The organism is Enterobacter dykesii (assembly GCF_008364625.2).
GTDB classification, from domain to species: Bacteria; Pseudomonadota; Gammaproteobacteria; order Enterobacterales; family Enterobacteriaceae; genus Enterobacter; species Enterobacter dykesii.
This window is the reverse complement of sequence record NZ_CP126604.1, coordinates 614,024-640,685: the sequence shown is the minus strand read 5'-3', so window position 1 is coordinate 640,685 and position 26,662 is coordinate 614,024. Positions and strand designations below refer to the sequence as shown.

The 26,662-nt window shown below is 56.7% G+C and carries 26 protein-coding genes and 1 other annotated feature; of the genes, 8 read left to right on the top strand and 18 right to left on the bottom strand.

All coding sequences use genetic code 11. The features are described 5' to 3' along the window. Window positions 1–29: 29 nt before the first annotated feature. Window positions 30–596: an acetate uptake transporter gene (gene satP, locus F0320_RS03010; RefSeq protein ID WP_023334461.1), complete on the top strand. Its 567-nt coding sequence runs from the start codon at window positions 30–32 to the stop codon at window positions 594–596. Here satP and F0320_RS03005 read toward each other — a convergent pair. From F0320_RS03005 to tal, 3 genes are all read right to left on the bottom strand, one after another. After that, window positions 573–1,895 (bottom strand): MFS transporter, encoded by a 1,323-nt coding sequence (locus F0320_RS03005; protein WP_126328872.1) that lies wholly within the window; start codon window positions 1,893–1,895, stop codon window positions 573–575. The two genes, satP and F0320_RS03005, sit on opposite strands and share 24 nt — an antisense overlap. Before the next feature lie 122 nt (window positions 1,896–2,017). Beyond that, window positions 2,018–2,605, bottom strand: a complete 588-nt coding sequence (mog, locus tag F0320_RS03000; RefSeq protein WP_023310343.1) for a molybdopterin adenylyltransferase — start codon at window positions 2,603–2,605, stop codon at window positions 2,018–2,020. Between the two features lie 110 nt (window positions 2,606–2,715). Continuing rightward, the gene (gene tal / locus F0320_RS02995) at window positions 2,716–3,669 is read right to left on the bottom strand and encodes a transaldolase (protein ID WP_023310342.1); all 954 of its coding nucleotides are present in this window, start codon (window positions 3,667–3,669) and stop codon (window positions 2,716–2,718) included. Between the two features lie 262 nt (window positions 3,670–3,931). Between tal and F0320_RS02990 the strand changes: the two genes are divergently transcribed. Together F0320_RS02990 and yaaA are read left to right on the top strand one after the other, a co-directional pair. After that, a complete protein-coding gene (locus F0320_RS02990) occupies window positions 3,932–5,362 on the top strand; it encodes an alanine/glycine:cation symporter family protein (RefSeq protein ID WP_126328873.1) in 1,431 nt (476 codons plus the stop codon). A 66-nt stretch (window positions 5,363–5,428) separates the two neighbouring features. Further along, entirely contained in the window at window positions 5,429–6,202 is a 774-nt protein-coding gene (gene yaaA / locus F0320_RS02985) for a peroxide stress protein YaaA (RefSeq protein ID WP_039260860.1), read from the top strand. A 32-nt stretch (window positions 6,203–6,234) separates the two neighbouring features. Here yaaA and F0320_RS02980 read toward each other — a convergent pair whose 3' ends face one another. The 7 genes from F0320_RS02980 to yjjY form a co-directional block, all read right to left on the bottom strand. Continuing rightward, the gene (locus F0320_RS02980) at window positions 6,235–6,537 is read right to left on the bottom strand and encodes a DUF2502 domain-containing protein (protein ID WP_047651581.1); all 303 of its coding nucleotides are present in this window, start codon (window positions 6,535–6,537) and stop codon (window positions 6,235–6,237) included. A 201-nt stretch (window positions 6,538–6,738) separates the two neighbouring features. After that, the gene (thrC, locus tag F0320_RS02975) at window positions 6,739–8,025 is read right to left on the bottom strand and encodes a threonine synthase (protein WP_126328874.1); all 1,287 of its coding nucleotides are present in this window, start codon (window positions 8,023–8,025) and stop codon (window positions 6,739–6,741) included. 3 nt (window positions 8,026–8,028) lie between these two features. Then, a complete protein-coding gene (gene thrB, locus F0320_RS02970) occupies window positions 8,029–8,958 on the bottom strand; it encodes a homoserine kinase (protein ID WP_023310337.1) in 930 nt (309 codons plus the stop codon). Window position 8,959: 1 nt separating this feature from the next. Continuing rightward, the gene (thrA, locus tag F0320_RS02965) at window positions 8,960–11,422 is read right to left on the bottom strand and encodes a bifunctional aspartate kinase/homoserine dehydrogenase I (protein WP_126328875.1); all 2,463 of its coding nucleotides are present in this window, start codon (window positions 11,420–11,422) and stop codon (window positions 8,960–8,962) included. A 24-nt stretch (window positions 11,423–11,446) separates the two neighbouring features. Beyond that, window positions 11,447–11,563, bottom strand: a sequence feature (Thr leader region). Beyond that, the gene (gene thrL / locus F0320_RS02960) at window positions 11,502–11,570 is read right to left on the bottom strand and encodes a thr operon leader peptide (RefSeq protein WP_015572623.1); all 69 of its coding nucleotides are present in this window, start codon (window positions 11,568–11,570) and stop codon (window positions 11,502–11,504) included. It overlaps the preceding feature by 62 nt. Window positions 11,571–11,781: 211 nt before the next feature. Continuing rightward, window positions 11,782–12,468 carry a tRNA/rRNA methyltransferase gene (locus tag F0320_RS02955; protein ID WP_126328876.1) on the bottom strand — a complete coding sequence of 229 codons (687 nt, stop codon included), beginning with the start codon at window positions 12,466–12,468 and terminating at the stop codon, window positions 11,782–11,784. Between the two features lie 399 nt (window positions 12,469–12,867). Beyond that, the gene (yjjY, locus tag F0320_RS02950) at window positions 12,868–13,008 is read right to left on the bottom strand and encodes a protein YjjY (protein WP_085928893.1); all 141 of its coding nucleotides are present in this window, start codon (window positions 13,006–13,008) and stop codon (window positions 12,868–12,870) included. A gap of 95 nt (window positions 13,009–13,103) precedes the next feature. On the opposite strand from yjjY, the gene arcA reads away from it, so the two are divergent. Further along, window positions 13,104–13,820 carry a two-component system response regulator ArcA gene (gene arcA, locus F0320_RS02945; RefSeq protein WP_003856501.1) on the top strand — a complete coding sequence of 239 codons (717 nt, stop codon included), beginning with the start codon at window positions 13,104–13,106 and terminating at the stop codon, window positions 13,818–13,820. 46 nt (window positions 13,821–13,866) lie between these two features. Here arcA and creA read toward each other — a convergent pair whose 3' ends face one another. Continuing rightward, window positions 13,867–14,340 carry a protein CreA gene (gene creA / locus F0320_RS02940; RefSeq protein WP_032660778.1) on the bottom strand — a complete coding sequence of 158 codons (474 nt, stop codon included), beginning with the start codon at window positions 14,338–14,340 and terminating at the stop codon, window positions 13,867–13,869. A gap of 211 nt (window positions 14,341–14,551) precedes the next feature. Between creA and robA the strand changes: the two genes are divergently transcribed. Next, the gene (robA, locus tag F0320_RS02935; protein ID WP_126328877.1) at window positions 14,552–15,421 is read left to right on the top strand and encodes an MDR efflux pump AcrAB transcriptional activator RobA; all 870 of its coding nucleotides are present in this window, start codon (window positions 14,552–14,554) and stop codon (window positions 15,419–15,421) included. Here robA and gpmB read toward each other — a convergent pair. Continuing rightward, entirely contained in the window at window positions 15,418–16,065 is a 648-nt protein-coding gene (gene gpmB / locus F0320_RS02930) for a 2,3-diphosphoglycerate-dependent phosphoglycerate mutase GpmB (RefSeq protein WP_023310332.1), read from the bottom strand. The genes robA and gpmB overlap by 4 nt on opposite strands. A 50-nt stretch (window positions 16,066–16,115) precedes the next feature. On the opposite strand from gpmB, the gene yjjX reads away from it, so the two are divergent. Continuing rightward, window positions 16,116–16,631 carry an inosine/xanthosine triphosphatase gene (gene yjjX / locus F0320_RS02925; protein WP_126328878.1) on the top strand — a complete coding sequence of 172 codons (516 nt, stop codon included), beginning with the start codon at window positions 16,116–16,118 and terminating at the stop codon, window positions 16,629–16,631. Here the strand turns inward: yjjX and trpR are convergent. After that, window positions 16,622–16,951 (bottom strand): trp operon repressor, encoded by a 330-nt coding sequence (gene trpR / locus F0320_RS02920; RefSeq protein WP_024907404.1) that lies wholly within the window; start codon window positions 16,949–16,951, stop codon window positions 16,622–16,624. The two genes, yjjX and trpR, sit on opposite strands and share 10 nt — an antisense overlap. 55 nt (window positions 16,952–17,006) lie before the next feature. Next, entirely contained in the window at window positions 17,007–18,944 is a 1,938-nt protein-coding gene (sltY, locus tag F0320_RS02915) for a murein transglycosylase (RefSeq protein ID WP_126328879.1), read from the bottom strand. 227 nt (window positions 18,945–19,171) lie between these two features. On the opposite strand from sltY, the gene ettA reads away from it, so the two are divergent. After that, window positions 19,172–20,839, top strand: coding sequence for an energy-dependent translational throttle protein EttA (ettA, locus tag F0320_RS02910; RefSeq protein ID WP_006810191.1), 1,668 nt, complete (start codon window positions 19,172–19,174; stop codon window positions 20,837–20,839). 73 nt (window positions 20,840–20,912) lie between these two features. On the opposite strand, the gene F0320_RS02905 is transcribed toward ettA, so the two are convergent. After that, entirely contained in the window at window positions 20,913–21,812 is a 900-nt protein-coding gene (locus tag F0320_RS02905; protein WP_126328880.1) for a LysR family transcriptional regulator, read from the bottom strand. Between the two features lie 108 nt (window positions 21,813–21,920). Here F0320_RS02905 and F0320_RS02900 point away from each other — a divergent pair, with 108 nt between their 5' ends. Then, on the top strand, window positions 21,921–22,922 hold the full coding sequence (locus tag F0320_RS02900) for a zinc-binding alcohol dehydrogenase family protein (protein WP_126328881.1): 1,002 nt from the start codon (window positions 21,921–21,923) through the stop codon (window positions 22,920–22,922). A gap of 42 nt (window positions 22,923–22,964) precedes the next feature. Here F0320_RS02900 and nadR read toward each other — a convergent pair whose 3' ends face one another. From nadR to serB, 3 genes are read right to left on the bottom strand one after another with little or no spacing between them, the layout of a single operon-like run. After that, window positions 22,965–24,197 carry a multifunctional transcriptional regulator/nicotinamide-nucleotide adenylyltransferase/ribosylnicotinamide kinase NadR gene (nadR, locus tag F0320_RS02895; RefSeq protein WP_006810194.1) on the bottom strand — a complete coding sequence of 411 codons (1,233 nt, stop codon included), beginning with the start codon at window positions 24,195–24,197 and terminating at the stop codon, window positions 22,965–22,967. Window positions 24,198–24,234: 37 nt separating this feature from the next. Continuing rightward, a complete protein-coding gene (radA, locus tag F0320_RS02890) occupies window positions 24,235–25,620 on the bottom strand; it encodes a DNA repair protein RadA (RefSeq protein WP_014068810.1) in 1,386 nt (461 codons plus the stop codon). Window positions 25,621–25,631: 11 nt separating this feature from the next. Next, window positions 25,632–26,600 carry a phosphoserine phosphatase gene (serB, locus tag F0320_RS02885; RefSeq protein WP_025757501.1) on the bottom strand — a complete coding sequence of 323 codons (969 nt, stop codon included), beginning with the start codon at window positions 26,598–26,600 and terminating at the stop codon, window positions 25,632–25,634. Window positions 26,601–26,662 lie beyond the last annotated feature (62 nt).

Below are 26,662 nucleotides of genomic sequence, written 5' to 3'. Positions count from 1 at the left end.
CATATTAATGATGATTTTTTTGAGGACTTATGGGCAACACTAAGTTGGCTAATCCGGCTCCGCTGGGCCTGATGGGTTTTGGCATGACCACTATCCTGCTGAACCTGCACAATATCGGGATGTTCCCGATGGATGGCATCATCCTGGCGATGGGCATTTTTTACGGCGGTATCGCGCAAATCTTCGCGGGCCTGCTGGAATATAAGAAAGGCAATACCTTCGGCTTAACCGCCTTCACCTCTTACGGTTCTTTCTGGCTGACCCTGGTTGCCATTCTGCTGCTGCCTAAAATGGGCATGGCAGACGCGGCAAACGCCCACTTCCTGGGCGTTTACCTGGGCCTGTGGGGCGTCTTCACCCTGTTCATGTTCTTCGGTACCCTGAAAGGTAACCGCATGCTGCAGTTCGTTTTCCTGAGCCTGACCGTGCTGTTCGCCCTGCTGGCGATCGGTCACCTGGTGGATAACGAAGGCATCGTTCATGTTGCAGGCTGGATTGGTCTGGTTTGCGGCGCAAGCGCTATCTACCTCGCAATGGGTGAAGTGCTGAACGAGCAGTTTGACCGCACCATTCTACCGATTGGTGAAAAACACTGATCCCTCTGTCGTGTCCGCATCGCGGGCACGACATCCCTTCATCTGCCCCAGCCAAATCCCTAATCCCAACCCTATCAACGAAAGCGCGAGTACGTACCAGGCTGGCGCCATCGGCGACACGCCCATCAGCACCGTCACCGCAATCGGTGTCAGCCCGCCGAAAATGGCATACGACACGTTGTAGGAAAATGAGATCCCGGTGAAGCGTACCTCCGGCGGGAACGCGCGGACCATCACGTACGGTACGGCCCCGACAACGCCCACGCACAGCCCTACCGTGCCGTACAGCAGGAACAGCTGTTCAGGATGGCTGCCTGCCAGATGATAAAACGCCCAGCTTGATGCGGCCAGTAGCAGGCTGCCGACGATAAAGGTAACGCTGGCGCCGAAACGATCAGCCGCCAACCCGGCGGCAAGACAGCCAAAGCAGAGCATGATTGTCGCGATACTGTTCGCCTGTAGCGTCACGGCAGGGGCGAAGCCGTACTGCTTTTGCAGCCACACCGGGGACATCAATATCACCACCACAATGCCCGCCGAGAGCAGCCAGGTGAGCAGCATCGACACCACCACCGCTTTTTTATGGCGAACCACGACCGCCTTCACCGGCAGCTCCTGCGCCAGCGCTTTGCGCTGCTGCATCTCGAGGAAAATTGGCGTCTCCTGCAGCCAGCGGCGCAGGTACATCGCCACCAGACCAAACGCCCCGCCCAGCAGGAACGGAATACGCCAGCCCCAGTCGTGTACGGCCTGCTGCGTCATGCTGGTATTCACAATGGTTGCGACCACCGAGCCGAGCAGGATCCCGACCGTCAGTCCCGCCGTTAAGGTTCCGCAGGCGATACCAATGCGGCGCGCCGGAACATGCTCCGCGACAAACACCCACGCGCCCGGCACTTCACCGCCAATCGCCGCGCCCTGAAGAACGCGCATCAGCAACAGCAGCAACGGAGCAAGAATGCCCATCGAGGCATAGGTGGGTAGCAGACCAATAGCCAGCGTCGGCACGGCCATCAGCAGGATGCTAAGGGTAAACATCTTCTTGCGCCCGACCAGATCGCCAAAGTGGGCCATGATGATGCCGCCCAGCGGACGCGCCAGATACCCGGCGGCAAAAATGCCGAAGGTTTGCACCTGACGCAGCCATTCCGGGATATCAGCCGGGAAGAAGAGCTCTCCCACCACGGCGGCGAAGAAGACGAAGATGATAAAGTCGTAAAACTCCAGCGCGCCGCCTAAGGCCGCGAGCGTGAGAGTTTTGTAGTCCTGTCGATTCAGAGGTCGGGTGTTATGTGACATAGCAAACCATTATGCGTGTGTTGTGGATTTATTTTTACAGCAATCGTAAAGAAAAAATTACTATACCGTAAAAGCTTTACCACGCTATCGCTGCTTCAGCTAATGTCACATATTGGTTAATTTCAGGAGATTGTTTCGCGACGAGCGTTTTTCGGACGAAAAGCTGCTACCACTTTCTCATCGGTTTCCACATACGGACCGTCAAGAAGCTGTATACAATACGGTACACTTGCAAAGATGCCGTGAACGAGGACGCTGCCATCTTCCGCCTTCAGCCCTTCCAGCGTCTCTTTAATTGATTTCGGCTGGCCCGGCAGATTAAGTATTAACGCCTGTTTGCGGATCACGCCAACCTGCCGCGACAAAATGGCGGTCGGGACAAAGTGCAGGCTGATCTGGCGCATCTGTTCACCGAAGCCCGGCATTTCACGATCGGCAATCGCCAGCGTTGCGTCCGGCGTCACGTCGCGGCGCGCGGGGCCGGTTCCGCCCGTCGTCAGAACAAGGTGGCAGCTCATCTCATCCACCAGCTCGCAGAGCGTCTGCTCGATGATCGGCTGTTCGTCAGGGATCAGGCGCGTCTGAATGTCAAAGGGGGTGGTCAGCGCGCTGCCAAGCCACTCTTCCAGAGCGGGGATGCCTTTATCCTGGTAAACACCGCTGGAGGCGCGGTCAGAAATCGACACTAAGCCGATGCGTAAGGTATTCATATCCATTCCATTCAAAAAGTACTGATTAAAGGGAATGATACACGCAGAGAGGAGATTCAGACAGGGTACGAAAGCAGTCGCGTGACCGGGAACCCGGTCACGCAGAATGATTACAGCAGGTCGCCGATCATTTTTTCCAGTTTGCCCTGGTCAACAGCAAACTTACGGATACCGTCCGCCAGTTTGTCTACAGCCATTGGATCCTGGTTGTGCTGCCACAGGAACTCGGATTCAGTGATGCGCTCTGGGCGTGCTTTCACTTCACCGGTGTAAGACAGCTTACGCTCGATGGTACCTTCGCTTTCTGCCAGCTCTTTCAGCAGCGCAGGGGCGATGGTCAGGCGGTCACAGCCAGCCAGCTCGATGATTTCACCGACGTTACGGAAGCTTGCGCCCATAACCACGGTCTCATAGCCGTGCTGTTTGTAGTATTCGTAGATTTCAGTAACAGAAACCACGCCTGGATCTTCAGCCGGCGCGTACTCTTTCTTATCGGTGTTGGCTTTGTACCAGTCCAGAATACGGCCCACGAACGGAGAAATCAGGTATACGCCTGCTTCTGCACATGCACGCGCCTGCGCGAAGGAGAACAGCAGGGTCAGGTTACAGTTGATACCGTCTTTTTCCAGCTGCTCTGCCGCGCGGATACCCTGCCAGGTAGAAGCCAGTTTGATCAGGATACGGTCGTTGCTGATGCCAGCGTCGTTGTACATTTTGATCAGACGTTTCGCTTTCGCGATAGACGCTTCGGTGTCGTAGGAGAGACGTGCGTCCACTTCGGTAGAGATACGGCCAGGAACCAGCTTCAGGATTTCCAGACCGATGTTCACTGCCAGTTTGTCGGTGGCATCCACAACCTGCTGCGCGCGGTCGTTGCTCTGTGCTTTCGCCCAGGTCACTGCGTCGTCAATCAGTTTGCGATACTCAGGGATCTGTGCGGCGTTAAGGATCAGAGAAGGGTTAGTTGTGGCATCCTGCGGCTGGTACAGCTTCATTGCCGCGATATCTCCGGTGTCAGCTACGACAGTGGTGAACTGACGAAGGGAGGTCAATTTATCCGTCATGATAGTGTTTCTCTTTTAACGTGCCCTGGATAATTCACGCTACCGACAGCATGCCTGCAGCGGAAAAATGACAGGTTTACTTGTTAGGGGGATGTAACCGGTCTGCCCTGATGATAACACGACGGAGGGGTAGCGCAACCGCAGACAGTGCGCTTAGGTAGAGTATGGTAAACTCGGAAGATTAACAGGCTGCTAAGCAACAGCATGCCCAATCAGTGGTAGCGCTTACATATTCACATTGGCATCAACAAGAGGGACGTTAATGCCTGATTTCTTTTTCTTTATTAACGAAGTCCTCTGGGGTTCGATAATGATTTACCTGCTTATGGGAGCAGGGATTTGGTTTACTCTACGCAGTGGGTTTATCCAGTTTCGTTATATCCGCAAGTTTGGCAGAAGTCTGAAAAACAGCGTTACGCCCCAGCCGGGCGGATTAACGTCGTTCCAGGCACTCTGTACCAGCCTGGCGGCACGCCTCGGCAGCGGAAATCTGGCGGGCGTTGCGCTGGCCATCAGCGCCGGTGGGCCTGGCGCGGTCTTCTGGATGTGGGTGACGGCGCTACTCGGGATGGCCACCTCCTTTGCCGAAAGTTCGCTCGCCCAGCTGTATAAAGAGAAAGATAAAAACGGCCAGTTTCGCGGCGGTCCTGCCTGGTACATGGCGCGTGGCTTAGGGATGCGCTGGATGGGCGTTCTGTTCTCGCTTTTTTTACTGCTCGCGTACGGCCTTATTTTTAATACCGTCCAGGCAAATTCTGTCGCCAATGCCCTGCTCTATGCCTTCTCCTGCCCGGAGTGGGTCGCCGGTATTGCTTTAGCCCTCGTCGTTTTGCTCACCATTTCAGCCGGTCTCAGGGGCGTTGCCCGCCTGATGCAGTGGCTGGTTCCCGTTATGGCGCTGCTCTGGGTTGCCGCGAGCCTGTTCGTCGCCGCACTGCATATCGACCAGGTGCCGGGCGTGATTGCGACCATCGTCAAAAGCGCTTTTGGCTGGCGCGAGGTGACCTCCGGGGCGCTGGGCTACACCTTTAGCCAGGCGCTGATGGCGGGTTTTCAGCGGGGCATGTTCTCCAATGAAGCCGGAATGGGGTCAACCCCCAACGCGGCCGCTGCCGCCTCTTCCTGGCCGCCGCACCCGGCCGCACAAGGCATTGTGCAGATGATTGGCGTCTTTACCGATACCATTATCATCTGCTCCGCCAGCGCCATGATTTTGCTGCTGGCAGGCCCCGTCCCGCATTCTTCTGGTACCGCCGGGATACAGCTTCTCCAGCAGGCGCTGGTGAACCTGACCGGCGGTTGGGGAGCAGGATTTGTCTCGCTCGTCCTGATGTTGTTTGCCTTCAGTTCGATTGTGGTGAATTACCTCTACGCCGAAAATAACCTTATTTTCCTGAAGCTCGACTCCCGTACCGCAATCGGAGCCCTGCGGCTCGCGGTCATACTGATGATCGTCGCTGGCTCCTTCCTCAGTATGCCGCTGGTCTGGCAGCTGGCCGATATCATTATGGCGCTGATGGCGATCACGAACCTCACCGCTATCCTGCTGCTCTCGCCCGTGGTTACGCTGATTGCCAGAGACTACCTTCGTCAGCGCAAACTGGGCGTTCCGCCGGTATTTGATCCCGCCCGCTATCCCGACGTTAAGGCGCAGCTTGCCCCCGGCACGTGGGATGATTTGCCGCGGCAATAACAGCTATCGATCAATTCAGGGCGATTTTTTGCTAAAGTCGCTCTAAATTTCCTGCAAGGACTGGATATGCTGATTCTGATTTCACCTGCAAAAACGCTCGACTACCAGAGCCCGCTCGCCACCGAGCGCTATACCCAGCCTGAACTGCTGGACTACTCGCAACAGCTGATCCGCGAAGCGCGTAAGCTCTCTGCGCCGCAAATCGCCTCGCTGATGAGCATCAGCGACAAGCTGGCCGATCTTAACGCGACCCGCTTTCACGAGTGGCACCCGGATTTCACCCCGGCGAACGCTCGCCAGGCGATTCTGGCGTTTAAAGGTGATGTCTATACCGGCCTGCAGGCGGAAGATTTTAGCGAAGCCGATTTCGATTTTGCCCAGCAGCATCTGCGCATGCTGTCGGGTCTTTACGGCGTACTGCGCCCGCTGGATCTGATGCAGCCGTATCGTCTGGAGATGGGGATTCGCCTGGAAAATGCCAAAGGCAAAGATCTGTACCATTTCTGGGGCGATATCATTACCGACAAACTGAACGCGGCGCTGCATGCCCAGGGCGATAACGTGGTGATTAACCTGGCATCCGATGAATACTACAAGTCGGTGAAGCCGAAAAAGCTGGATGCCGAAATCATCAAGCCGGTATTCCTCGACGAGAAGAACGGTAAGTTTAAAGTGATCAGCTTCTACGCCAAGAAAGCGCGCGGCCTGATGAGCCGCTACATCATCCAGAATCGCCTGACAAAGCCGGAGCAGTTGACCAAATTTAACAGCGAAGGCTATTTCTTTGACGAGGCGTCGTCGGGGAAAGGCGAGCTGGTGTTTAAGCGCCACGAGCAGTAAAAACAAACCCCGCCAGCTGGCGGGGTTTTGCATTAATGGTGTTTCCAGTCCGGGCCGCGATCGTCGCGGTGGTCATCGTGGTGATGGTCATCGTGACGATCGTCGTGTTTACGATGCTCGTCATGTGGACGCCAGTGGTTATCACGCCAGTCATAATGCGCCTTCCACCAGTCGTGGTCGCGCCAGCGGCCGCCGTCCCAGTAGTGCCCGTTGTTATCCCGGTCGCCAATCTGCAGTTTTACCGCAGGTACGAGGGTAATTTCAGATGCCTGAACCGCCATGGGAGCGACCAGCATCAGAGAAAGCGCGATGAGTGCAGGTTTCAGTGTAGACATCGGTGACTCCTTATTATCTTTGCCCAACGTAGGCCGATGTAAGGAGAGTACGCGAGGGGAACGGGGGATGTTATTCTCTGCAATCCTAAACGCTAAGTGACCGCATTTATTGGGAATTTCTGCTTTTTCCCTGCTATTTTCCTCCTTAATTTCTCCATAAAAAAAGTCCGGTGGCGGCGTCGCCGCCACCGGGCAACACAATCACGCGCGGGTCATCATCAGCTTACGCAGCGCGGCAAAATCTGCGGGTAGCTCATGTGACAGCAGCGGCAGGTCGGCACGCTCGGCCAGCTCTTTTGGCAGCGGCAGCGTTTCGCCCAAAATATCTTCCACGCTCTCTTTGAACTTCGCCGGATGCGCGGTGCCCAGGAACAGGCCATATTCACCCGGGTTAAGCTGGTCGCGCAGCGCGCGGTAGGCAATCGCCGCGTGCGGTTCAGAGGTATACCCCACCGCCTTCAGCTCGCGCATGGTCGCTTTGGTGGTTTCATCCGTCACCGCGGCGTAGCCCAGGTCACCCAGACGCCAGATCTTACGGCGGAACAGCTCTTCCACGCGCGGCCAGTTGTTCGGCTGTGACACATCCATCGCGTTGGAGAGCGTCGCCTGCGTGGCGTTCGGCGCCCATTTCCCGTCTTTCAGGAAGCGCGGCACGGTGTCATTGGCGTTGGTCGCCGCGATAAAGCGTTTCACCGGCAGACCCAGGGATTTCGCCAGCAGGCCCGCCGTCAGGTCACCGAAGTTACCGCTTGGCACGGAGATCACTAGCTGGTTGCGCGCTTCCTGCGGCAGTTGCGCCACCGCTTCGAAGTAGTAGCAGATCTGCGCCAGCAGACGGCTGATGTTGATTGAGTTGGCAGAGTTCAGACCCAGAGCCACCTTCAGCTCTTCGTCGTCGAAGGCCTGCTTGACCAGCGCCTGGCAGGCATCGAAATCGCCGTCGATCGCCACGGTTTCAATGTTGCCGCCGAGCGTACAGAACAGTTTTTCCTGCAGCGGGCTGATTTTGCCTTTCGGATAGAGGATCACCACGCGGACGTTTTTCAGGCCGTAGAACGCGTGCGCCACCGCCGCACCGGTGTCCCCGGAGGTCGCGGTCAGGATGGTCACCGGTTTATCGCCGCTGATGTGGGTCAGCATCTGCGCCATAAAGCGGCCGCCGAAGTCTTTAAACGCCAGTGTCGGGCCGTGGAACAGCTCCAGGCAGCCAACGTCAGGCTCAACCTGCTTCACCGGCGCCGGGAAAGCGAACGCCGCACGCACGCGCTCTTCCAGCAGCTCCTGCGGAATTTCGTCGCCAATAAACGCAGACAGAATTTTGGTGCTGCGGGTGACAAATTCCTGCTTCAGCAGCTCATCAATCTCGGTCAGCTGGAATTCCGGCAGGTCATGCGGGAAAAACAGCCCCTGGTTTTTGCCCAGCCCCTGAGTTACCGCCTGCGCGAAGCTGACCTGCTCGTTATGATCTTTAAGGTTATAGAGTTTCATTAATTATCCCAGTACTCGTGCGCCAGCCGTGTCCAGACGGCAAATATGAACAAAGCCTTCCTGATTTTGCAGGTAGTGTTTAGAGAGCCAGTCCGCCACGCGCTGCGCGGTGTCAGGCTTGTCGCACAGGGCGAACAGCGTCGGGCCGGAGCCGGAGATGCCGCACGCCTGCGCGCCGATATCCATGGACGCCTGTCGCGCCTCATTAAAGCCGGGCAGCAGCTTCGTGCGGTACGGCTCGGCAATGACGTCCTTCATCAGCTTCGCCGCCAGCTGCGGCTGACGGGTGTAGCAGGCGTGTATAAAGCCCGCCAAATGACGCCCGTGGGCGATGCAGTCCTGGCGACGATACTGCGCGGGCAGGATCGCACGCGCTTCCGCGGTAGAGACCTTAATGCCCGGATAGGCCAGCACCCACAGCCACTCATCAAACCCTGGCACCTGCTGGCTGATGATGCCATTTTCTTCAATCATCAGCTGCATGCCGCCGAGGAAGCACGGCGCCACGTTGTCATAGTGAATGCTGCCGGAGATACGCCCTTCCAGCTCGCCCATTAAGCCCAGCAGACGGTTGTTGTTCAGCGGCTTGCCGCAGTGCTCGTTCATTGCTACCAGCGCGGCGACCACCGAACAGGCGCTGGAACCCAGACCCGAGCCAATCGGCATACTTTTTTCCAGCGTCATGGCAACCGGCACGTTTTTGCCGATCTCCTGACAAAAGCGTTCCCAGCACTGATAGACGATATTCTCGCGCGGGTCGGACGGCAGTTTGCTGGCGAAGCGGCCCACGTTATTCAGGCTGAAGCTGTCTGCCGCTTCCACCGTAACAGTATCGCCCAGCAGCGAACCATCCACCGGCGTCACCGCCGCGCCCAGCACGTCAAATCCGACGCTCATATTCGCGCTGGAAGCCGGGGCATAAACTTTGACCATGTTAAACTCCTAACTTCCATGACAGGGTACGCAGCAGATCGGCAAACACACCCGCCGCCGTAACATCGTTCCCTGCGCCATAGCCGCGAAGCACCAGCGGCAATGGCTGATAATAGTGGCTGTAAAACGCGAGGGCATTTTCGCCGTTTTTAACTTTGTACAGCGGGTCGTTGCCATCCACTTCGGCAATCTTCACCCTGCACACGCCATCTTCTTCAATGTTGCCAACATAGCGCAATACCTTACCTTCATCACGGGCTTTCGCAACGCGCGCGGCAAAAGCATCGTCAAGCTGCGGCAAATTTGCCATGAAGGCAGCGACATCACCGCTGCTGTCAAATTCTGCCGGCAGGACCGGTTCAATCACGATATCGGAAAGCTCAAGCTCACGCCCCGTTTCACGTGCCAGAATCAATAGTTTACGCGCCACGTCCATACCGGAGAGATCGTCACGCGGATCCGGCTCGGTATAGCCCAGCTCGCGCGCGGCGCGGGTCGCGTCCGACAGGCTCATCCCTTCATCCAGCTTGCCGAAGATAAACGACAGCGAGCCGGAGAGAATGCCGGAGAAGCGCTGCAGTTCATCGCCCGCGTTCAGCAGGTTCTGCAGGTTCTCGATAACCGGCAGGCCCGCGCCCACGTTGGTGTCGTACAGGAACTTGCGGCGCGACTTGCTCGCCGCCAGACGCAGCTGGTGATAGTAATCCATCGACGAAGTGTTGGCTTTTTTGTTCGGCGTCACCACGTGGAACCCTTCGCGCAGGAAGTCGGCGTACTGGTCGGCCACCGCCTGGTTCGAGGTACAGTCGACAATCACCGGGTTGAGCAGGTGGTACTCTTTCACCAGACGGATCAGGCGGCCCAGGTTGAACGGCTCTTTTGCCTCTTTCAACTCAGCCTGCCAGTTTTCCAGGTTCAGTCCGTGAACGTTAGTCAGCAGCGCTCTGGAGTTGGCAATTCCGCAGACGCGCAGATCGATATGTTTCTTCTTCAGCCACTCCTGCTGACGCTTCACCTGCTCCAGCAGCGCGCCGCCCACCCCGCCGACGCCAATCAGGAACAGCTCGATAACCTGATCGGTGTTGAACAACATCTGGTGAACCACGCGTACGCCGGTGGTAGCGTCATCGTTGTCCACGACAACAGAAATTGAACGCTCTGACGAGCCCTGGGCAATCGCCACGATGTTGATATTGGCGCGCGCCAGCGCGGCAAAGAACTTGGCGGAGATACCGCGCAGCGTGCGCATACCGTCGCCGACCACGGAGATAATCGCCAGGCGTTCCTGAATGGCGAGCGGCTCCAGCAGCTCTTCTTTCAGCTCCAGATAGAACTCTTCCTCCAGCGCGCGGCGGGCGCGCAGGCAGTCGGCCTGCGGCACGCAGAAGCTGATGCTGTATTCGGAAGAGGACTGGGTGATCAGCACCACTGAGATACCGTTGCGGGACATAGCGGCAAAGACGCGCGCCGCCATGCCGACCATCCCCTTCATCCCCGGACCGGAGACGCTGAACATCGCCATGTTGTTGAGGTTGGAGATACCTTTCACCGGCAGACCATCTTCATCGGTACTCGCGCCAATCAGCGTACCCGGCGCCTGCGGGTTACCGGTGTTTTTAATCAGGCAAGGGATCTGGAACTGGGCAATCGGAGAGATGGTACGCGGGTGAAGCACTTTGGCGCCGAAGTAGGAAAGCTCCATCGCTTCCTGGTACGACATCGACTTCAGCAGCCTGGCGTCAGGTACCTGGCGCGGGTCGCAGGTATAGACGCCGTCGACGTCAGTCCAGATTTCACAACAGTCAGCGCGTAAACAGGCGGCCAGAACGGCGGCGGAGTAGTCAGAGCCGTTACGGCCCAGCACCACCAGCTCACCCTTTTCGTTACCGGCGGTGAAGCCTGCCATCAGGATCATATGGTCAGACGGAATTTTGCTGGCGGCGATACGGCGGGTTGATTCGGCGATATCAACGGTGGATTCGAGGTAGTGGCCCACCGCCAGCAGTTTTTCAACGGGATCGATCACGGTCACGCTATGACCGCGCGCTTCCAGCACGCCGGCCATGATGGCGATAGAGAGTTTTTCGCCACGGCAGATCAGCGCTGCGTTGACGCTGTCCGGGCACTGGCCGAGAAGGCTGATGCCGTGCAGGACGTGTTTGATTTGCGCGAATTCCTGCTCAACGAAGGACTTCAGCTGAGCGTGCGGGAAGCCAGGCAGCGCCTCTGCCAGCCCTTGCAGTAAGTCAGCGAAGATACGCTCTGCGTCGCTGATGTTCGGGAGTGCATCCTGGCCACCGATGGTTTTTTCAATCATCGCCACCAGATGGTTCGTGATTTTTGCCGGGGCAGAGAGCACGGTAGCAACCTGCCCCTGCCTGGCGTTGCTTTCCAGGATATCGGCAACACGCAGAAAACGTTCTGCATTTGCCACTGATGTACCGCCGAACTTCAACACTCGCATGGTTCTACCTCGTTTCCTTTAGCCGAAAAAAAAGCCCGCACTGTTCAGGTGCGGGCTTTTTTTGTTTTTCCTGTACGCGTCAGCCCGCATCGTTACCTGTGGTAATGATGATGGTTGTAGTAATGGTGGTGATGCTGATGCGTTTCATGGATGTTGTGTACTCTGTCATTATTATCTGTCTGTCCTGTATTCTTTTAGGGTTAAAGGATCGGGCACCTTAAGTCAACGAATTTTTAATTTGATCACAATTCGGAAGACTCTCACGTCCCGCTGCGTGCAGAATTATTTTCATCCGATTCCCCCAGATGCAACCCATCCAGACAGACTTATTCGCCATAGTAAAAACTTATGGCAGTATTTTACTCGGCCAATTTTTTTTCAATATCGTGCAGCAAACGGTGCAGCATGGCGGTGTCCCGCTGCTCAAGACGCCCCAAACGCTGCTGCAGCCAGTCGACCATTTTTTGATCGTCAGCCACACCCAGCTGCATGAGCAGGTTTTCTACGCGCCCGCGAAGTGCAGCCAGTTGGTTTTCATCGGTGCCTGTAACAGACGGCTGCGGAATTTGTATTAAGGATGCTAATTGATAGCAGTAGACCATGACCGCCTGGCCTAAATTGAGAGAAGGATAATCGGCGACCATCGGCGCACCGGTAAGAACGTCCGCCAGCTCCAGCTCTTCGTTGGTTAATCCGGAATCTTCACGACCAAACACCAGCGCGGCCTTCTCCAGCCACTGGCTTTTCTCGCTCAGCATCGGCACCAGCTCCGCTGGGGTGGCATAGTAATGGAACTTCGCACGGCTGCGCGCGGTGGTCGCAACGGTAAACGAGATGTCGTGCAGCGCCTCAGCAAGCGTCGCGTAAGTGGTTATATTATCGAGGATATCGCCCGAACCGTGCGCTACCCAACGTGCCGCAGGCTCCAGGTGCGCGGTGCTGTCCACGATACGTAAATCGGTAAATCCCATGGTCTTCATGGCGCGCGCGGCAGCGCCTATATTTTCGGCTCTGGCTGGGGCGACCAGTACAATCGACAGATGCATTTATGCTCTCTTTTTAATCAGTTAGCGGGCAAAAATGTGATGCACTTCAACATATTACGCATCGCGAATTTACAAAATTGCAACACAAATCACCGAAATAGCGTTTCATAACAAATTAAAAACGCTAAACTATTCCTTGTCTGAACAATCAGTTAGAATGTTAACAGAACACTATTATCCCTATGTTTTATAATGATAATGGCGTCATGAATACCCTATTCTGATTGGATTCGCTTCGTTTATAAATCAATGTCCGCAACTAGTTGGTTTATTGAAAAATTGTGACAAAGGCTAGCATTCCGCTACGATGATTTCATCAAACTGTTAACGTGCTACAATTGAACTTGATATATGTCAACGAAGCGTAGTTTTATTGGGTGTCTGGTGTCACTTAGCCTGTTATGTTGCTGTTAAAATGGTTAGGATGACAGCCGTTTTTGACACTGTCGGGTCCAAAGGGAAAGTACCCAAGACCAAGCTAATGATGTTGTTGACGTTGATGGAAAGTGCATCAAGAACGCAATTACGTACTTTAGTCACGTTAAGCCGATCATGTTAATTTGCGACATGCATCAGGCAGGTCAGGGACTTTTGTACTTCCTGTTTCGATTTAGTTGGCAATTTAGGTAGCAAACATGCAGACCCCGCACATTCTTATCGTTGAAGACGAGTTGGTAACACGCAACACGTTAAAGAGCATTTTCGAAGCAGAAGGCTACGATGTCTTTGAAGCGACCGATGGCGCAGAGATGCATCAGATCCTTTCTGAAAATGATATCAACCTGGTGATCATGGATATTAACCTGCCGGGCAAAAACGGTCTTCTTCTGGCGCGCGAACTGCGCGAGCAGGCGAACGTCGCGTTAATGTTCCTGACGGGCCGTGATAACGAAGTTGATAAAATTCTTGGCCTGGAAATCGGTGCGGATGACTACATCACCAAGCCGTTCAACCCTCGCGAGTTAACCATTCGTGCACGCAACCTGCTGTCCCGCACCATGAACCTGGGTACGGTCAGCGAAGAGCGTCGTAGCGTAGACAGCTACAAATTCAACGGCTGGGAACTTGATATCAATAGCCGTTCGCTGATCAGCCCGAACGGTGAGCAGTATAAACTGCCGCGCAGTGAATTCCGCGCGATGCTGCACTTCTGCGAAAACCCGGGCAAAATTCAGTCCCGTGCAGAGCTGCTGAAGAAAATGACCGGCCGTGAGCTGAAACCGCACGACCGTACTGTAGACGTGACCATTCGCCGTATTCGTAAGCATTTCGAATCTACGCCAGATACGCCGGAAATCATCGCCACGATCCACGGCGAAGGGTACCGTTTCTGCGGCGATCTGCAGGAGTAATCCCGCAGTTAACGCATTAAAAAACGGCGCATTTGCGCCGTTTTTTTTATTCCCGCCACGGCATAATCGGCACCGCGCTGATCGCGTTTTTCGGCGAGCCTTCCACCACTTTGTCAGAGTAGGCAAGGTACGCCAGGGTGTTGCGTTTGGCATCATAGAAACGCACCACCTGCAGTTTTTTGAACACCAGCGAGGTCCGCTTCTGGAATACCACGTCGCCCTGCGCTTTGCCGTTTTTAATTTTATCGCTCAACTCAACCGGCCCCACCTGCTGGCAAGAAATCGCCGCATCGGAGGTATCTTCCGCCAGTCCCAGCCCGCCTTTGATACCGCCCGTTTTCGCGCGGCTGACGTAGCAGGTGACGTTTTTCACGTCCGGATCGTCAAACGCCTCCACCACGATTTTGTGGTCCGGACCGAACATTTTGAACACGGTATCGACGGAGCCAATCTGTTCTGCCTGCGCCACACGCCCAACCATCAGCATCAACGCGGTGAAGATCAAAGTCTTGTATTTCATATTGTTACCATTCTTTAAAATTACACTGAGCAATTATTCAACACTTTAGACAAAAATGTAGCAAGATCACAGGATTAGAATATATCTGCCTGTAATGTGCTCTAAAAAGCATGAATGCGCAAAAAAAACACTGAATGCTAAAACATCAAAAAATGCTATTATCCGCTAACCTGTTATCAGGCACCTGCTGTTTTAAGGATGAGGATAGTATATGGATCAGGCTGGAATTATTCGCGACCTGCTCACCTGGCTGGAAGGTCATCTCGACCAGCCTTTGTCACTGGATAATGTGGCGGCTAAAGCAGGCTATTCCAAGTGGCATTTGCAAAGGATGTTCAAGGATGTCACCGGTCATGCTATCGGGGCCTATATTCGCGCACGTCGTTTATCAAAATCTGCTGTGGCACTGCGCCTGACCGCGCGGCCGATTCTGGATATTGCCCTGCAATATCGTTTCGATTCCCAGCAGACCTTCACCCGCGCCTTTAAAAAACAGTTCTCGTTGACGCCAGCGCTTTATCGCCGCTCGCCTGACTGGAGCTCGTTTGGCATGCGTCCGCCGCTGCGTCTGGGCGAATTCGCGATGCCGAAGTATGAAATTGTTACACTGCCGGAAACCCATCTGATCGGCACGACGCAGAGCTATTCGTGCTCCCTGGAGCAGATTTCAGAGTTCCGTCATCAGATGCGCGTCCAGTTCTGGCGCGATTTCCTGAGCCACGCACCGACGATCCCGCCGATCCTGTACGGCCTCAACGAAACGCACCCAAGCCAGGAAAAAGACGACGAGCAGGAGGTGTTCTACACCACCGCGCTGACGCCCGATATGGCCAATGGCTACATTCAGGGATCAAAGCCTGTCGTGCTGGAAGGTGGCGAATACGTGATGTTCGCGTATGAAGGGCTGGGAACGGGGGTTCAGGAGTTTATCCTGACCGTTTACGGAACCTGCATGCCGATGCTGAATCTGAATCGCCGTAAAGGTCAGGACATTGAGCGCTACTATCCGGCGCAGGATGCCAAACCGGAAGAAGGTCCAATCAATCTGCGTATGGAATTCTTGATTCCGATCCGTCGTTAACGCTGCAGTTCGTCAAGCGCAGGGGCATCAAGATGCGAAATGTCCCCTGCCATCTCCACTACCCAGCCCGACGCCAGCCACGCGCTTTCCTGATAATCAATCCGGGAAATCGAGCAGTTGCGCAGACGCAAACGGCGCTCAGCGTAAGCCGGTAGCCCCAGAATGGTGCTCACCAGGCAACCCAACGCAATCCCGTGACTCACCAGCAGCGGACGGCTGCCAGCCGGAAGCTTCAGGCATTCCGCCAGCGCGGCGTGCATGCGTACGCTAAGCTCCTGCATGGATTCGCCTTCAGGAATACGGCCATCTTCGGTACCGTTCACCAGCGTGCGGCGCCAGCCCTCCTCCGCTTCCGTCAGCGTATCGATATGGCGTTTTTCCAGCACGCCCATATCCAGCTCGCGCAGGCGCGGCTCAAGCATCACATCGCAGCCGCAGGCATCTGCAATGATGCGCGCCGTCTGCTGCGTGCGACCTAAATCGCTGGTAATCACGTGGGTAATGCCCAGCGTTCTGGCACGCTCTGCCACCTGCCACGCTTGCTGCACACCCTTCTCTGTCAGAGGGCTGTCTGACTGGCCTTGAATACGTCGCTCGGCGTTCCACTGCGTTTCACCGTGGCGAACAAGGTATACCTGTAACATGCTTTTTTTCCGTTATACTGCGATGAGTTTTTTTAGAATCGAGCTTAATTATGCACCATGTTGTCTCTGCTACCACCAATCCTGCCAAAATTCAGGCAATTCTAAAGGCTTTTGAAGAGATTTTCGGCGAAGGATCCTGCCATATTGAGGCTATCGGCGTCGAGAGCGGCGTACCTGAACAGCCGTTTGGCAGCGAGGAAACGCGCGCTGGCGCACGAAATCGCGTGGCAAACGCGAAGGCTGCCGCACCGGATGCTGACTTTTGGGTAGCGATTGAAGCAGGCATCGACGAAGGCGCAACCTTTAGCTGGGTTGTCATCGAAAGCCGCGAGCAGCGCGGTGAAGCGCGTTCGGCCACCCTGCCGCTGCCGGAGATCATTCTGGAAAAAGTCCGTGCGGGTGAAGCGCTCGGGCCAGTGATGTCGCAGTACACCGGCATTGATGAGATTGGCCGTAAAGAAGGGGCGATTGGCGTCTTTACCGCAGGCGCGCTGACGCGTTCAGGCGTTTATCATCAGGCGGTGATCCTGGCGTTAAGCCCGTTCCATAACGCGATTTATCGTTGATCGCTTAATAAGACTGACTCGAGCCACTGACGCAGCTCAACTGGGGCCGACTTCAGGCTGTTTGAGCCGCGGGTGATCGTTGCAATACCCGCGCCGAGCTCATTTTTCAGCTCGCGCTGGCTCATCTCTCCGCGCAGCAACTCTTCAATGATCCGCACGCGGGTGCCCAGCGCCTCACGCTCGTCCGGCGTGAGCATCAGCTGCATCAGGGGTAAATGCAGATCCTGCTCGTAAGACTGGCGAAGCAGCTCCACAAAACGAAGCCACTCCTGATGACGTTGTTCGGCCATTGCCGAGGAATACGGGGAATGCTGGGTCATGTTATGCTGCCTCTTGTACTCTTTAGCGAGTACAGCATAACACAACCCGCGCCGATCAGTAACGTCTCTGCCACTCGGCATCGCTCATCAGGGTATCTTTCTGCCCCATGAAGTAGCGATAGTAGGCGTCATAGGCCAGCACGTTCTTCACGTAGCCGCGCGTTTCCGAGAACGGGATGCTCTCCACAAACGCCACGGCGTCGATGCGTCCGGCGCTGTTGCCGAGCCAGGTGCGCACGCGCCCAGGACCCGCGTTATACGCCGCCGAAGAGAAGATGCGGTTATTGCCGAACTGCTGATACACGTACTGGAGATAGCTGGTACCGATGTTGATGTTGGTATCCGGATCGAGAAGCTGCGACGGGCTGCTGTACCCCGGAATATTAAACATCTTCACCGTGTGCGTCGCCGTGCCCGGCATAATCTGCATCAGGCCGCTGGCGCCCACCGGGGAGCGGACTTTCGGGTTCCACGCGCTCTCCTGACGGGCAATCGCCATCGCGTAGCTTTGCGGGATATCTTTGCCGCTGGTATAGCGTTCAAACAGATCTTTGTACGCCAGCGGGAAACGCTCTTCCAGATGATCCCAAAGCTTGCCTGCAATTGTCGCCTGCACGCTGAGATCCCACCAGTGATTATCAAACGCATAGCGGGCAAGCTGGGCTTTTTCGTCGGTGGTGCGGCTGGTCACCAGATTCGCCCACTCGCTGCGCGCGGTGTTATCCATATTCCAGTACATCAGCTCGCGCACGCGCGCCATTTCTGGCCCCTGCGTCAGCGCCGGGTTCGCGTTGGCAGGCGCTTTATCTATACGGAAGGTGTATTCCTCCCCCAGACGCTGCGCGGCAGCCATCGGGTAAAACCCGCGCTGCTGCATCAGCGAATGGAGGATCTCTTTGGCCTCATCATCACGACCGCGCTCCATCAGCAGATCGGCCTGCCAGTAGCGCCATTCGTCCTTCTCTTTGGCCTCCATCGGCAACCGCGCGAGCCAGGTATTCAGCCCACGACGATCGCCGGTGCCCAGCGCCATGCGCACGCGACGTTCCACCAGCGACGTGGAGTTCGAACGCATAATGGCATCGTCACGCCAGCGCGCCTGTTCATCGGTCACATCGGTGCCCATCAGTCGCCACGCCACAATGTCGCGCAGCTCCTGGGTTTGCTCCTCATTAAGCTGCTGCGCCTGCACCAGCTGCGGGATCATCAGCCGCGCGTTTTCCACATCGTCACGCGCCACGCTGGCAAAGGCCACCGCCGCCATCTGGCGGGTAAAATCGGTCGCGCCCGTACTGCGGGCAAAGCTCAGCACGCTGTTCGGATCGTTTGCAAGCCCGATAACCGCCGTGGAGATCGTCTGGTAATCAGACGGCATCTGCCCCGCCAGCGTGGTCACCAGACGCGTGTTACCGGCTTTCATCGCCAGACGGATGCGCTCAAGGTAGGACAGCGGATCCTGCTTGCCGGAAGCACGCCACGCGCTAAACAGGGAATCACAGGCATTCGGCTGGTTTTTTCCGGTCAGCCAGAGCTCTTTCGCTCCGGCCCAGGCCTCTTCCTGCTGGCCGGTCGCCCATTTTGCGTAGTAATAGTTACACTGGGCTTCGGTGGCGTTCGGCTTTTCAGGGCTAAACGCCAGCAGGCCGCGCCAGTCTTCGCGACGCGCCAGCTCATTCACAAAACGAGACTGGAGATTTCGGGCTGGCGGCAGGGTCGGGTTCGCCTGAATGAAGTTATTCACGGTGACGGTAGGCTGGTTCATCAGGTCGTCCGTGATCTGGCGATACTCCAGATACGGATACAGCGGATAATCCTTTAGCGTCGGCATCAGCGCCTGCACGGTATCCATCTGCTTGTTGTCCCACGCCTGTTTAATCTGGGCGTAGCGGTTACGTTGTTCATCCAGTGAATCGGCATGCACCGCCTGGCTTACCGCCATTACGCATACGCTGGCAGCCAGCAGACGCCAGACCACCCGTTTGGCTTTTTCCACAAGCTCTTCCTCATTGTTTTTTCGTCAATTGCAGCGTCTTGCCACGTCAAAGTCTAATTAACTTATGCTAACCAGGCATCCTTCAACGCGCCACGTCATGGACACTTTTTTACCTTTCTTGCGCGTTTTAACACTCCCGACGTTCCTGGCTGGGATTAGGGCGTGAAAAAGGCTACACTTCGAGGCTGAAATTCCTTCTCATTACGATAAAAGAGGCGAAGTCCAACGTGGCTCAATTCGTTTATACCATGCATCGTGTCGGCAAAGTTGTCCCGCCGAAACGTCATATTCTTAAAAATATCTCGCTGAGCTTCTTCCCGGGCGCAAAAATCGGTGTTCTGGGTCTCAACGGTGCCGGTAAGTCCACCCTGCTGCGCATCATGGCCGGCATTGATACAGACATCGAAGGTGAAGCCCGTCCGCAGCCTGGCATCAAGATTGGTTACCTGCCGCAGGAACCTCAGCTGAACCCGGAACACACCGTTCGCGAATCCGTTGAAGAAGCGGTATCCGAAGTGGTTAACGCGCTGAAAGGTCTGGACGAAGTGTATGCCAAATACGCTGAGCCGGATGCGGACTTCGACAAGCTGGCCGCGCAACAGGGCAAGTATGAAGAGATCATCCAGGCGCACGACGGTCACAATCTGAACGTGCAGCTGGAGCGCGCGGCTGATGCCCTGCGTCTGCCGGACTGGGATGCGAAAATCGCGAACCTCTCCGGCGGTGAACGCCGTCGCGTGGCGCTGTGCCGCCTGCTGCTGGAAAAACCAGACATGCTGCTGCTCGACGAACCGACTAACCACCTGGATGCAGAATCCGTGGCGTGGCTGGAGCGCTTCCTGCACGACTTCGAAGGCACCGTTGTGGCGATTACCCACGACCGTTACTTCCTCGACAACGTCGCTGGCTGGATCCTGGAGCTGGACCGCGGTGAAGGTATTCCGTGGGAAGGCAACTACTCTTCCTGGCTGGAGCAGAAAGATCAGCGTCTGGCGCAGGAAGCTTCTCAGGAAGCGGCGCGTCGTAAGTCTATCGAGAAAGAGCTGGAGTGGGTTCGTCAGGGCGCGAAAGGCCGTCAGTCTAAAGGCAAAGCCCGTCTGGCACGCTTCGAAGAGCTGAACAACACCGAATACCAGAAACGTAACGAAACCAACGAACTGTTTATTCCACCTGGAGCACGTCTGGGGGATAAAGTGGTTGAAGTGACCAACCTGCGTAAGTCCTACGGTGACCGCCTGCTGATCGACGACCTGACCTTCTCCGTACCGAAAGGCGCTATCGTCGGGATCATCGGTCCGAACGGCGCGGGTAAATCGACCCTGTTCCGCATGATGTCCGGTCAGGAACAGCCTGACAGCGGCTCTATCACCCTGGGTGAAACCGTGAAGCTGGCCTCCGTTGACCAGTTCCGTGACGCGATGGATAACAGCAAAACCGTGTGGGAAGAAGTCTCCGGCGGTCTGGATATCATGCGTATCGGCAACACCGAGATGCCAAGCCGCGCCTATGTTGGCCGCTTTAACTTCAAAGGCACCGACCAGGGCAAACGCGTGGGCGAGCTGTCCGGCGGTGAGCGCGGTCGTCTGCACCTGGCGAAGCTGCTGCAGGTGGGCGGTAACGTTCTGCTGCTCGATGAACCAACCAACGACCTGGATATCGAAACCCTGCGCGCGCTGGAAAACGCCCTGCTGGAGTTCCCGGGCTGTGCGATGGTTATCTCGCACGACCGCTGGTTCCTGGACCGTATCGCGACCCACATCCTGGACTACCAGGACGAAGGGAAAGTGGAGTTCTTCGAAGGTAACTTCACCGAATACGAAGAGTACAAGAAACGCACGCTGGGCGCCGACGCGCTGGAGCCGAAGCGTATTAAGTACAAGCGTATCGCGAAATAAAAGCAAAACGGCAACTTCGGTTGCCGTTTTTTATGTTTGTACCGCCAGGGTAAGCGCATCAGGCCGCACAAAATCACCCACCCACGTAATACCGCTTCACCTCACCAAACTGCATCGCAAACTCGATATAGCTCATCAGTGCAGGTGAATTCAGCTTGCGGCTTGGATACGCCAGCCACAGATCGTTTCCTTCAACATTCCACTCCGGCAGCACCTGAACCAGCGCACCTTTTTCAATTTTATCTTCCAGCAGAAATGCGGGTAAGAGCGTGATCCCCGCACCGGCAATCGCACACTCGCGGGCGTAGACCAGATTATCGGTCATGTGCGCGTTATCCGGCAGGTAGCGGTAATCCTCGCTCTCGCTTCGCAGAAGCCACTCCGACCACGCCCGGTGCGTAATGCAGCGGTGCTCCACCAGCTGACGGGGATGCGTCAGCGGCTCCCGACGCGCCAGATAGTCCGGCGACGCCAGCATGTAACGCGGGCAGTGCCCGATCATCCGGCCAATCAGGGAGGAATCCTGCGGCTTGCCGGTACGCAGCGCCACGTCAAAACCGGCCTCGACCAGATCCACCACGTCATCAGAGATCGACACATCCAGTGACACGTCAGGATAGCGAAGCTGAAACTCGGCATTCATGTGCGCCAGCAGCGTCGCCCCAATTCCCGCCGGACAGGTGATCCGCAGCCGCCCGCTGGGGTTTTCGCGCAGCCGCTGAATGGCGTACTCCGCCCGCTCGCTGGCCGCCAGCATCTCGCGACAGTGCACCAGATAGTGCTCGCCCGCAAACGTGAGGCTTATCCTGCGCGTGGTGCGGTTTAGCAGGCGGATACCCACCAGCTGCTCCAGCTGGCTAATTCGCTGGCTAACGCTGGATTTCGGCAGTTCGGCCTTCTGCGCCGCCGCGGTAAAGCTGCCCATCTCGGCCACCAGCGCGAACAGCGCCATATCCTGCAGCTGTTTAAACATGATTGTTCATCCTGTACGAACGCTGAGTTCTTGATTGTCCATCTTATCACGCAGCTGGCCACTTTATAGACTAGCCTCAACAAAACGCATGTCATTGAGGAGCACACCATGTCTGTGAAAGCTATCGCCGTTAACCCAGAAAATCCGTCCACCTTCATTGAAATCACCCCGCCGATGCCGCAGCCCGGCGAGCACGATCTGCTGGTGGAGGTGAAGGCCGTCTCCGTTAACCCAGTCGATACCAAAGTCCACGCGGGCATTGCCAAAAGCGGGCTGAAAGATCCGCGAGTGCTCGGCTGGGATGCAAGCGGGATCGTCAAAGCGGTGGGGGCTGGCGTGACCGGATTTAAGCCGGGTGACGAGGTCTGGTACGCGGGCGACATCACTCGCCCGGGCAGCAACACCACGCACCAGCTGATTGATGCACGCATTGTCGGGCACAAGCCTGCCAGCCTCGGCTGGGCGGCTGCCGCTGCACTGCCGTTGACCGCGCTCACCGCGTGGGAAGGTCTGTTTGAACGCCTGAACATTCAGGATGCCGGGGCGGACAAAACGCTGCTGATCATCGGCGGTGCGGGCGGCGTGGGATCGCTGGCGATCCCCTTTGCGAAGCACAACAGCAAGGTGAAGATCGTCGCAACCGCTTCGCGAGAAGATTCCGCCCGGTGGTGTCGCGATCGCGGGGCTGATATTGTCGTCAACTACCGCGACCTGAAAGGCGAGCTGGCGAAGCACGGGCTCACCTTTGTGGATTACATCTTCATCCTCAACGACACCGACGGGCACTGGGATGCGGTCAGCGACCTGATTGCGCCTCAGGGGCATATCTGTTCCATCGTTGAGAATGAACGTCCGCTGAACCAGGACAAGCTGAAGTCCAAATCCGCCGCCCTGCACTGGGAATTTATGTACACCCGCAGCATGTACCAGACCGCGGATATGGCGCGTCAGGGTGAGATCCTCAATGAGGTGGCAAAGCTGGTGGATAACGGCGTGGTGGAAAGTTCGCTCAGCGAAACGCTGCACGGGCTGAGCGTGGAAAGCATTACCGAGGCGCACCGTAAAGTGCTGGAGGGACATATGCGTGGGAAAGTGGTGATTGAGTTCTGAGTGGTTTGATGCCCTCTCCCACAGGGAGAGGGCGGTTAACGCTTACCCCTGCTCCCCCATCATCTCCTTCACCAGCTCGACGCAGCGCAGGAAGCGGGAGTCGTAGTCCGACTCTTCCACATGCACAAACTCAACGTTGTTTTCGTTGAGCATCTCCACCAGCATGGACTGGAATTCCCGCCTGTCCACGGAGCTGCCGAGGCTTCGCATGCCGTCGGCCACCCACGGGGTGTTGTTTTCCAGCAGGATCACCAGGTCAAAGCGGTATTCGTCAATCAGCGCCTGCACGAACGGGTGCTCGCGCCCTTCGTACTTTTTGCAGAACGCCTGTGTAGTGACGAAATCGGTATCGATAAACGCCACTTTATTGGCGTATTTGACCGCAAAATCAATGTACTGGGCATGACCGAGCGCGATTTTATCGTAGTCGGAATACTGCAGCGCCATCTCGTCGCCGCCAAGGTGCGAGAAGACGTAATCGCGGCCGTACTCCCACGCGCTGGTGGTGTTGAAGATGTTCGCCAGCTTGTTGACCAGCGTTGATTTACCGCTCGACTCGCCGCCCAGGATGGCGACGGTACGCACGAAGAACGGCTTCACTTCGGTCGGAATGTAATCCCAGTAGCGGAACGGGTTTTCGCGGATCTGCGCCCCGCTGATGTTCATAAAGGTGCGTTTCGGGTCGATCAGCACCGTCTCGATGCCCAGATGCTCGCGGAACTGCGGCGCGTCGGACTCTTCAGAGGTGTAGATCCAGTTAGGCGCAATGCCCTTCTCTTCCATAAACGCTTTGATGCCGTTGCTCCACACGTCCCAGCCGTGCGGATACGGCTCCATACCCTCTTCGTTAAAGGCATGAATACGAATATTTTTCTGGTACTTAAAGGTCTGGAGCAGCCAGCGCAGGCGGTCCGGCACGGTCGGCTGCTGCGACATGGCGCTGTCTTCAAACAGCTGACGATCGCGGGTTTCGTCGTAGCCCATGATGATGTGCAGCTCGTCAACCTGGCTACAGGCGCGCTGGATCAGATAGATATGCCCGGTATGCAGCGGGTAAAACTTGCCGAACACCACGCCGATGTTCTTTTGCATACGCGGGAACTCCAGCCCCAGAAAGCGGTGCAGCGCTTCCAGCTTCTGCGCGCTGGGGCTTTTGATTTTGGCGTTCAGCAGCTGGCTCAGGTAGCCTTTGGTCATGCCGCTGGCGTCCGCCACCTGCTGCAGCGTGCAGCCCTTCTGGCGGATTGCGGTCTTGATGTAGTCAAATGATGACATAAATTACGGTGCCTCCTGCAAAATCAAATTTACGTAATTATAAGTCGTCAAAGACATTTAACGCATCAGCGAGTTTTTTCACGCCAAATACCTGCATCCCTTCCGGGATCTTTTTCGGCACGTTGGCGGCGGGAACGATCGCCCGGCGGAAACCGTGTTTTGCCGCCTCGGAGATACGCTCCTGGCCGCTGGGTACCGGACGGATTTCCCCGGCGAGGCCCACTTCGCCGAAGACCACCAGATCCTGCGGCAGCGGTCTGTCGCGCAGGCTGGAGACCATCGCCAGCAGCAGCGCCAGGTCTGCGCTGGTCTCCGTGACTTTGACGCCGCCGACCACGTTAACGAAGACGTCCTGATCCGCCATCTGCAGCCCGCCGTGACGGTGCAGCACCGCCAGCAGGATCGCCAGACGGTTCTGTTCCAGACCGACCGCCACGCGCCGCGGGTTGCCCATCATCGACACGTCCACCAGCGCCTGAATTTCGACAAGCAGCGGGCGCGTCCCTTCCCATAGCACCATCACCGAGCTGCCGGAGGTGATCTCATCGCCGCGGCTCAGGAAGATGGCCGACGGGTTGCTGACTTCGCGCAGCCCCTGTTCGGTCATGGCAAACACGCCCAGTTCGTTCACCGCACCAAAGCGGTTCTTATGGCTGCGCAGGGTACGGAAACGGGAGTCCGCGTCGCCGTCGAGCATCACAGAGCAGTCGATACAGTGTTCAAGCACCTTCGGCCCGGCCAGCGAGCCGTCTTTGGTCACGTGGCCGACCATTACAATCGCCACGCCGCGCGTTTTGGCAAAGCGCGTCAGGTACGCCGCGGTTTCACGCACCTGCGCGACGCTGCCCGGCGAAGACTGAATGTCCGCCATGTGCATCACCTGAATGGAGTCGATCACCATCAGCTTCGGCTGCTCTTCTTCGGCAATCATGCAGATCTGCTCGATGCTGGTTTCGGAGAGCATGTTCAGGTTGCCGGTCGGCAGGCCGAGGCGGTGAGCGCGCATCGCCACCTGCTGCAGAGACTCTTCGCCCGTGACGTACAGGGTTTTCATCTGTTCGGCGAGCTTGCAGAGCGTTTGCAGCAGCAGGGTCGATTTACCCGCGCCCGGGTTACCGCCGATCAGGATCGCGCTTCCCGGCACCACGCCGCCGCCGAGCACGCGGTCAAACTCTTTGAACCCGGTGGAGAAGCGCGGCAGCTCTTCGAGGCTGATGTCCGAAAGTTTTTGCACCTTTGCCACGCCCGCGTTACCGGCATAGCCGCTCAGGCGTTCATTGCGGGCCACGCTCGGCGAAGCCGCCACACCACGCACTTCGGTGATGGTGTTCCAGGCATGACAGGCGCTGCATTGCCCCTGCCAGCGCGGATAATCCGCACCACATTCATTACAGACAAATGCGCGTTTTGGAGCTTTCGCCACGGTTTACCTCGTTATTTCTGATTAAGGCTGCCGGAGAGAATGCAGAACACCCCCATCAGGTCAGCGTGACGGATAGTGACTTCCGTCTTTTCATTCACTTTTGGCTTGGCATGGTAGGCAATACCCAGCCCGGCGGCTTTGATCATCGGCAGGTCGTTCGCGCCATCCCCGATAGCGACGGTCTGGACAACCGGAATTTCATATTTTTCCGCGAGACGCGTCAGCGTATTGGCTTTGTACTGGGCATCCACGATATCGCCGATCACCTGTCCGGTCAGCTTGCCGTCCATGATCTCCAGTTCGTTGGCCACCACGGTGGTCAGATGCAGTTTTTCCCGCAGATAATCCGCGAAGAAGGTGAACCCACCGGAGGCGATCGCTACTTTCCAGCCGAGGGACTGTAGCTTCAGCACCAGCTGCGTCAGCCCTGGCATCAGCGGCAGCACGTCGCGCACCTGGCGCAGAATGTTGGCATCGGCCCCTTTCAGGGTCGCCACGCGCTGTCTCAGGCTGGCGGTGAAGTCCAGCTCGCCGCGCATCGCACGCTCGGTAACTTCCGCCACCAGCTCGCCGCTGCCCGCCAGCTTCGCAATCTCGTCAATACACTCGATCTGAATGGCGGTAGAGTCCATGTCCATTACCAACAGGCCCGGAGTTTTCAGGTGCGGAATTTTGCCCAGCGGCGCGACGTCCAGCCCCGCGTCATGCGCCAGACGCGTTGCGCGCTGCGTCAGGGAACCCGCCAGGCGAATAACCTGGTAGTCTTCCACGCACCAGGCGGCGACGATGACCATTGCCGCACCCAGCTTGCTTTGATACTGGGTCAGGCGTTGCTTGTCCAGACCGCGTCCGTAGAGGAGCCAGCCGCTACGACCGGCGTGGTAATCCAGAGGCATCACCTCATCGCCACTTAAAGAGAGCGGCAATCCTGGCCATAAAGAGACATCCGTTGGCAGGTCACACCAGGTAATGTTCGGCATTAAAGCTCCTGTAATTTCGTTCGCGCCGGAAGGTTGCAGAGGGAAAATAACGCATGAGGCTA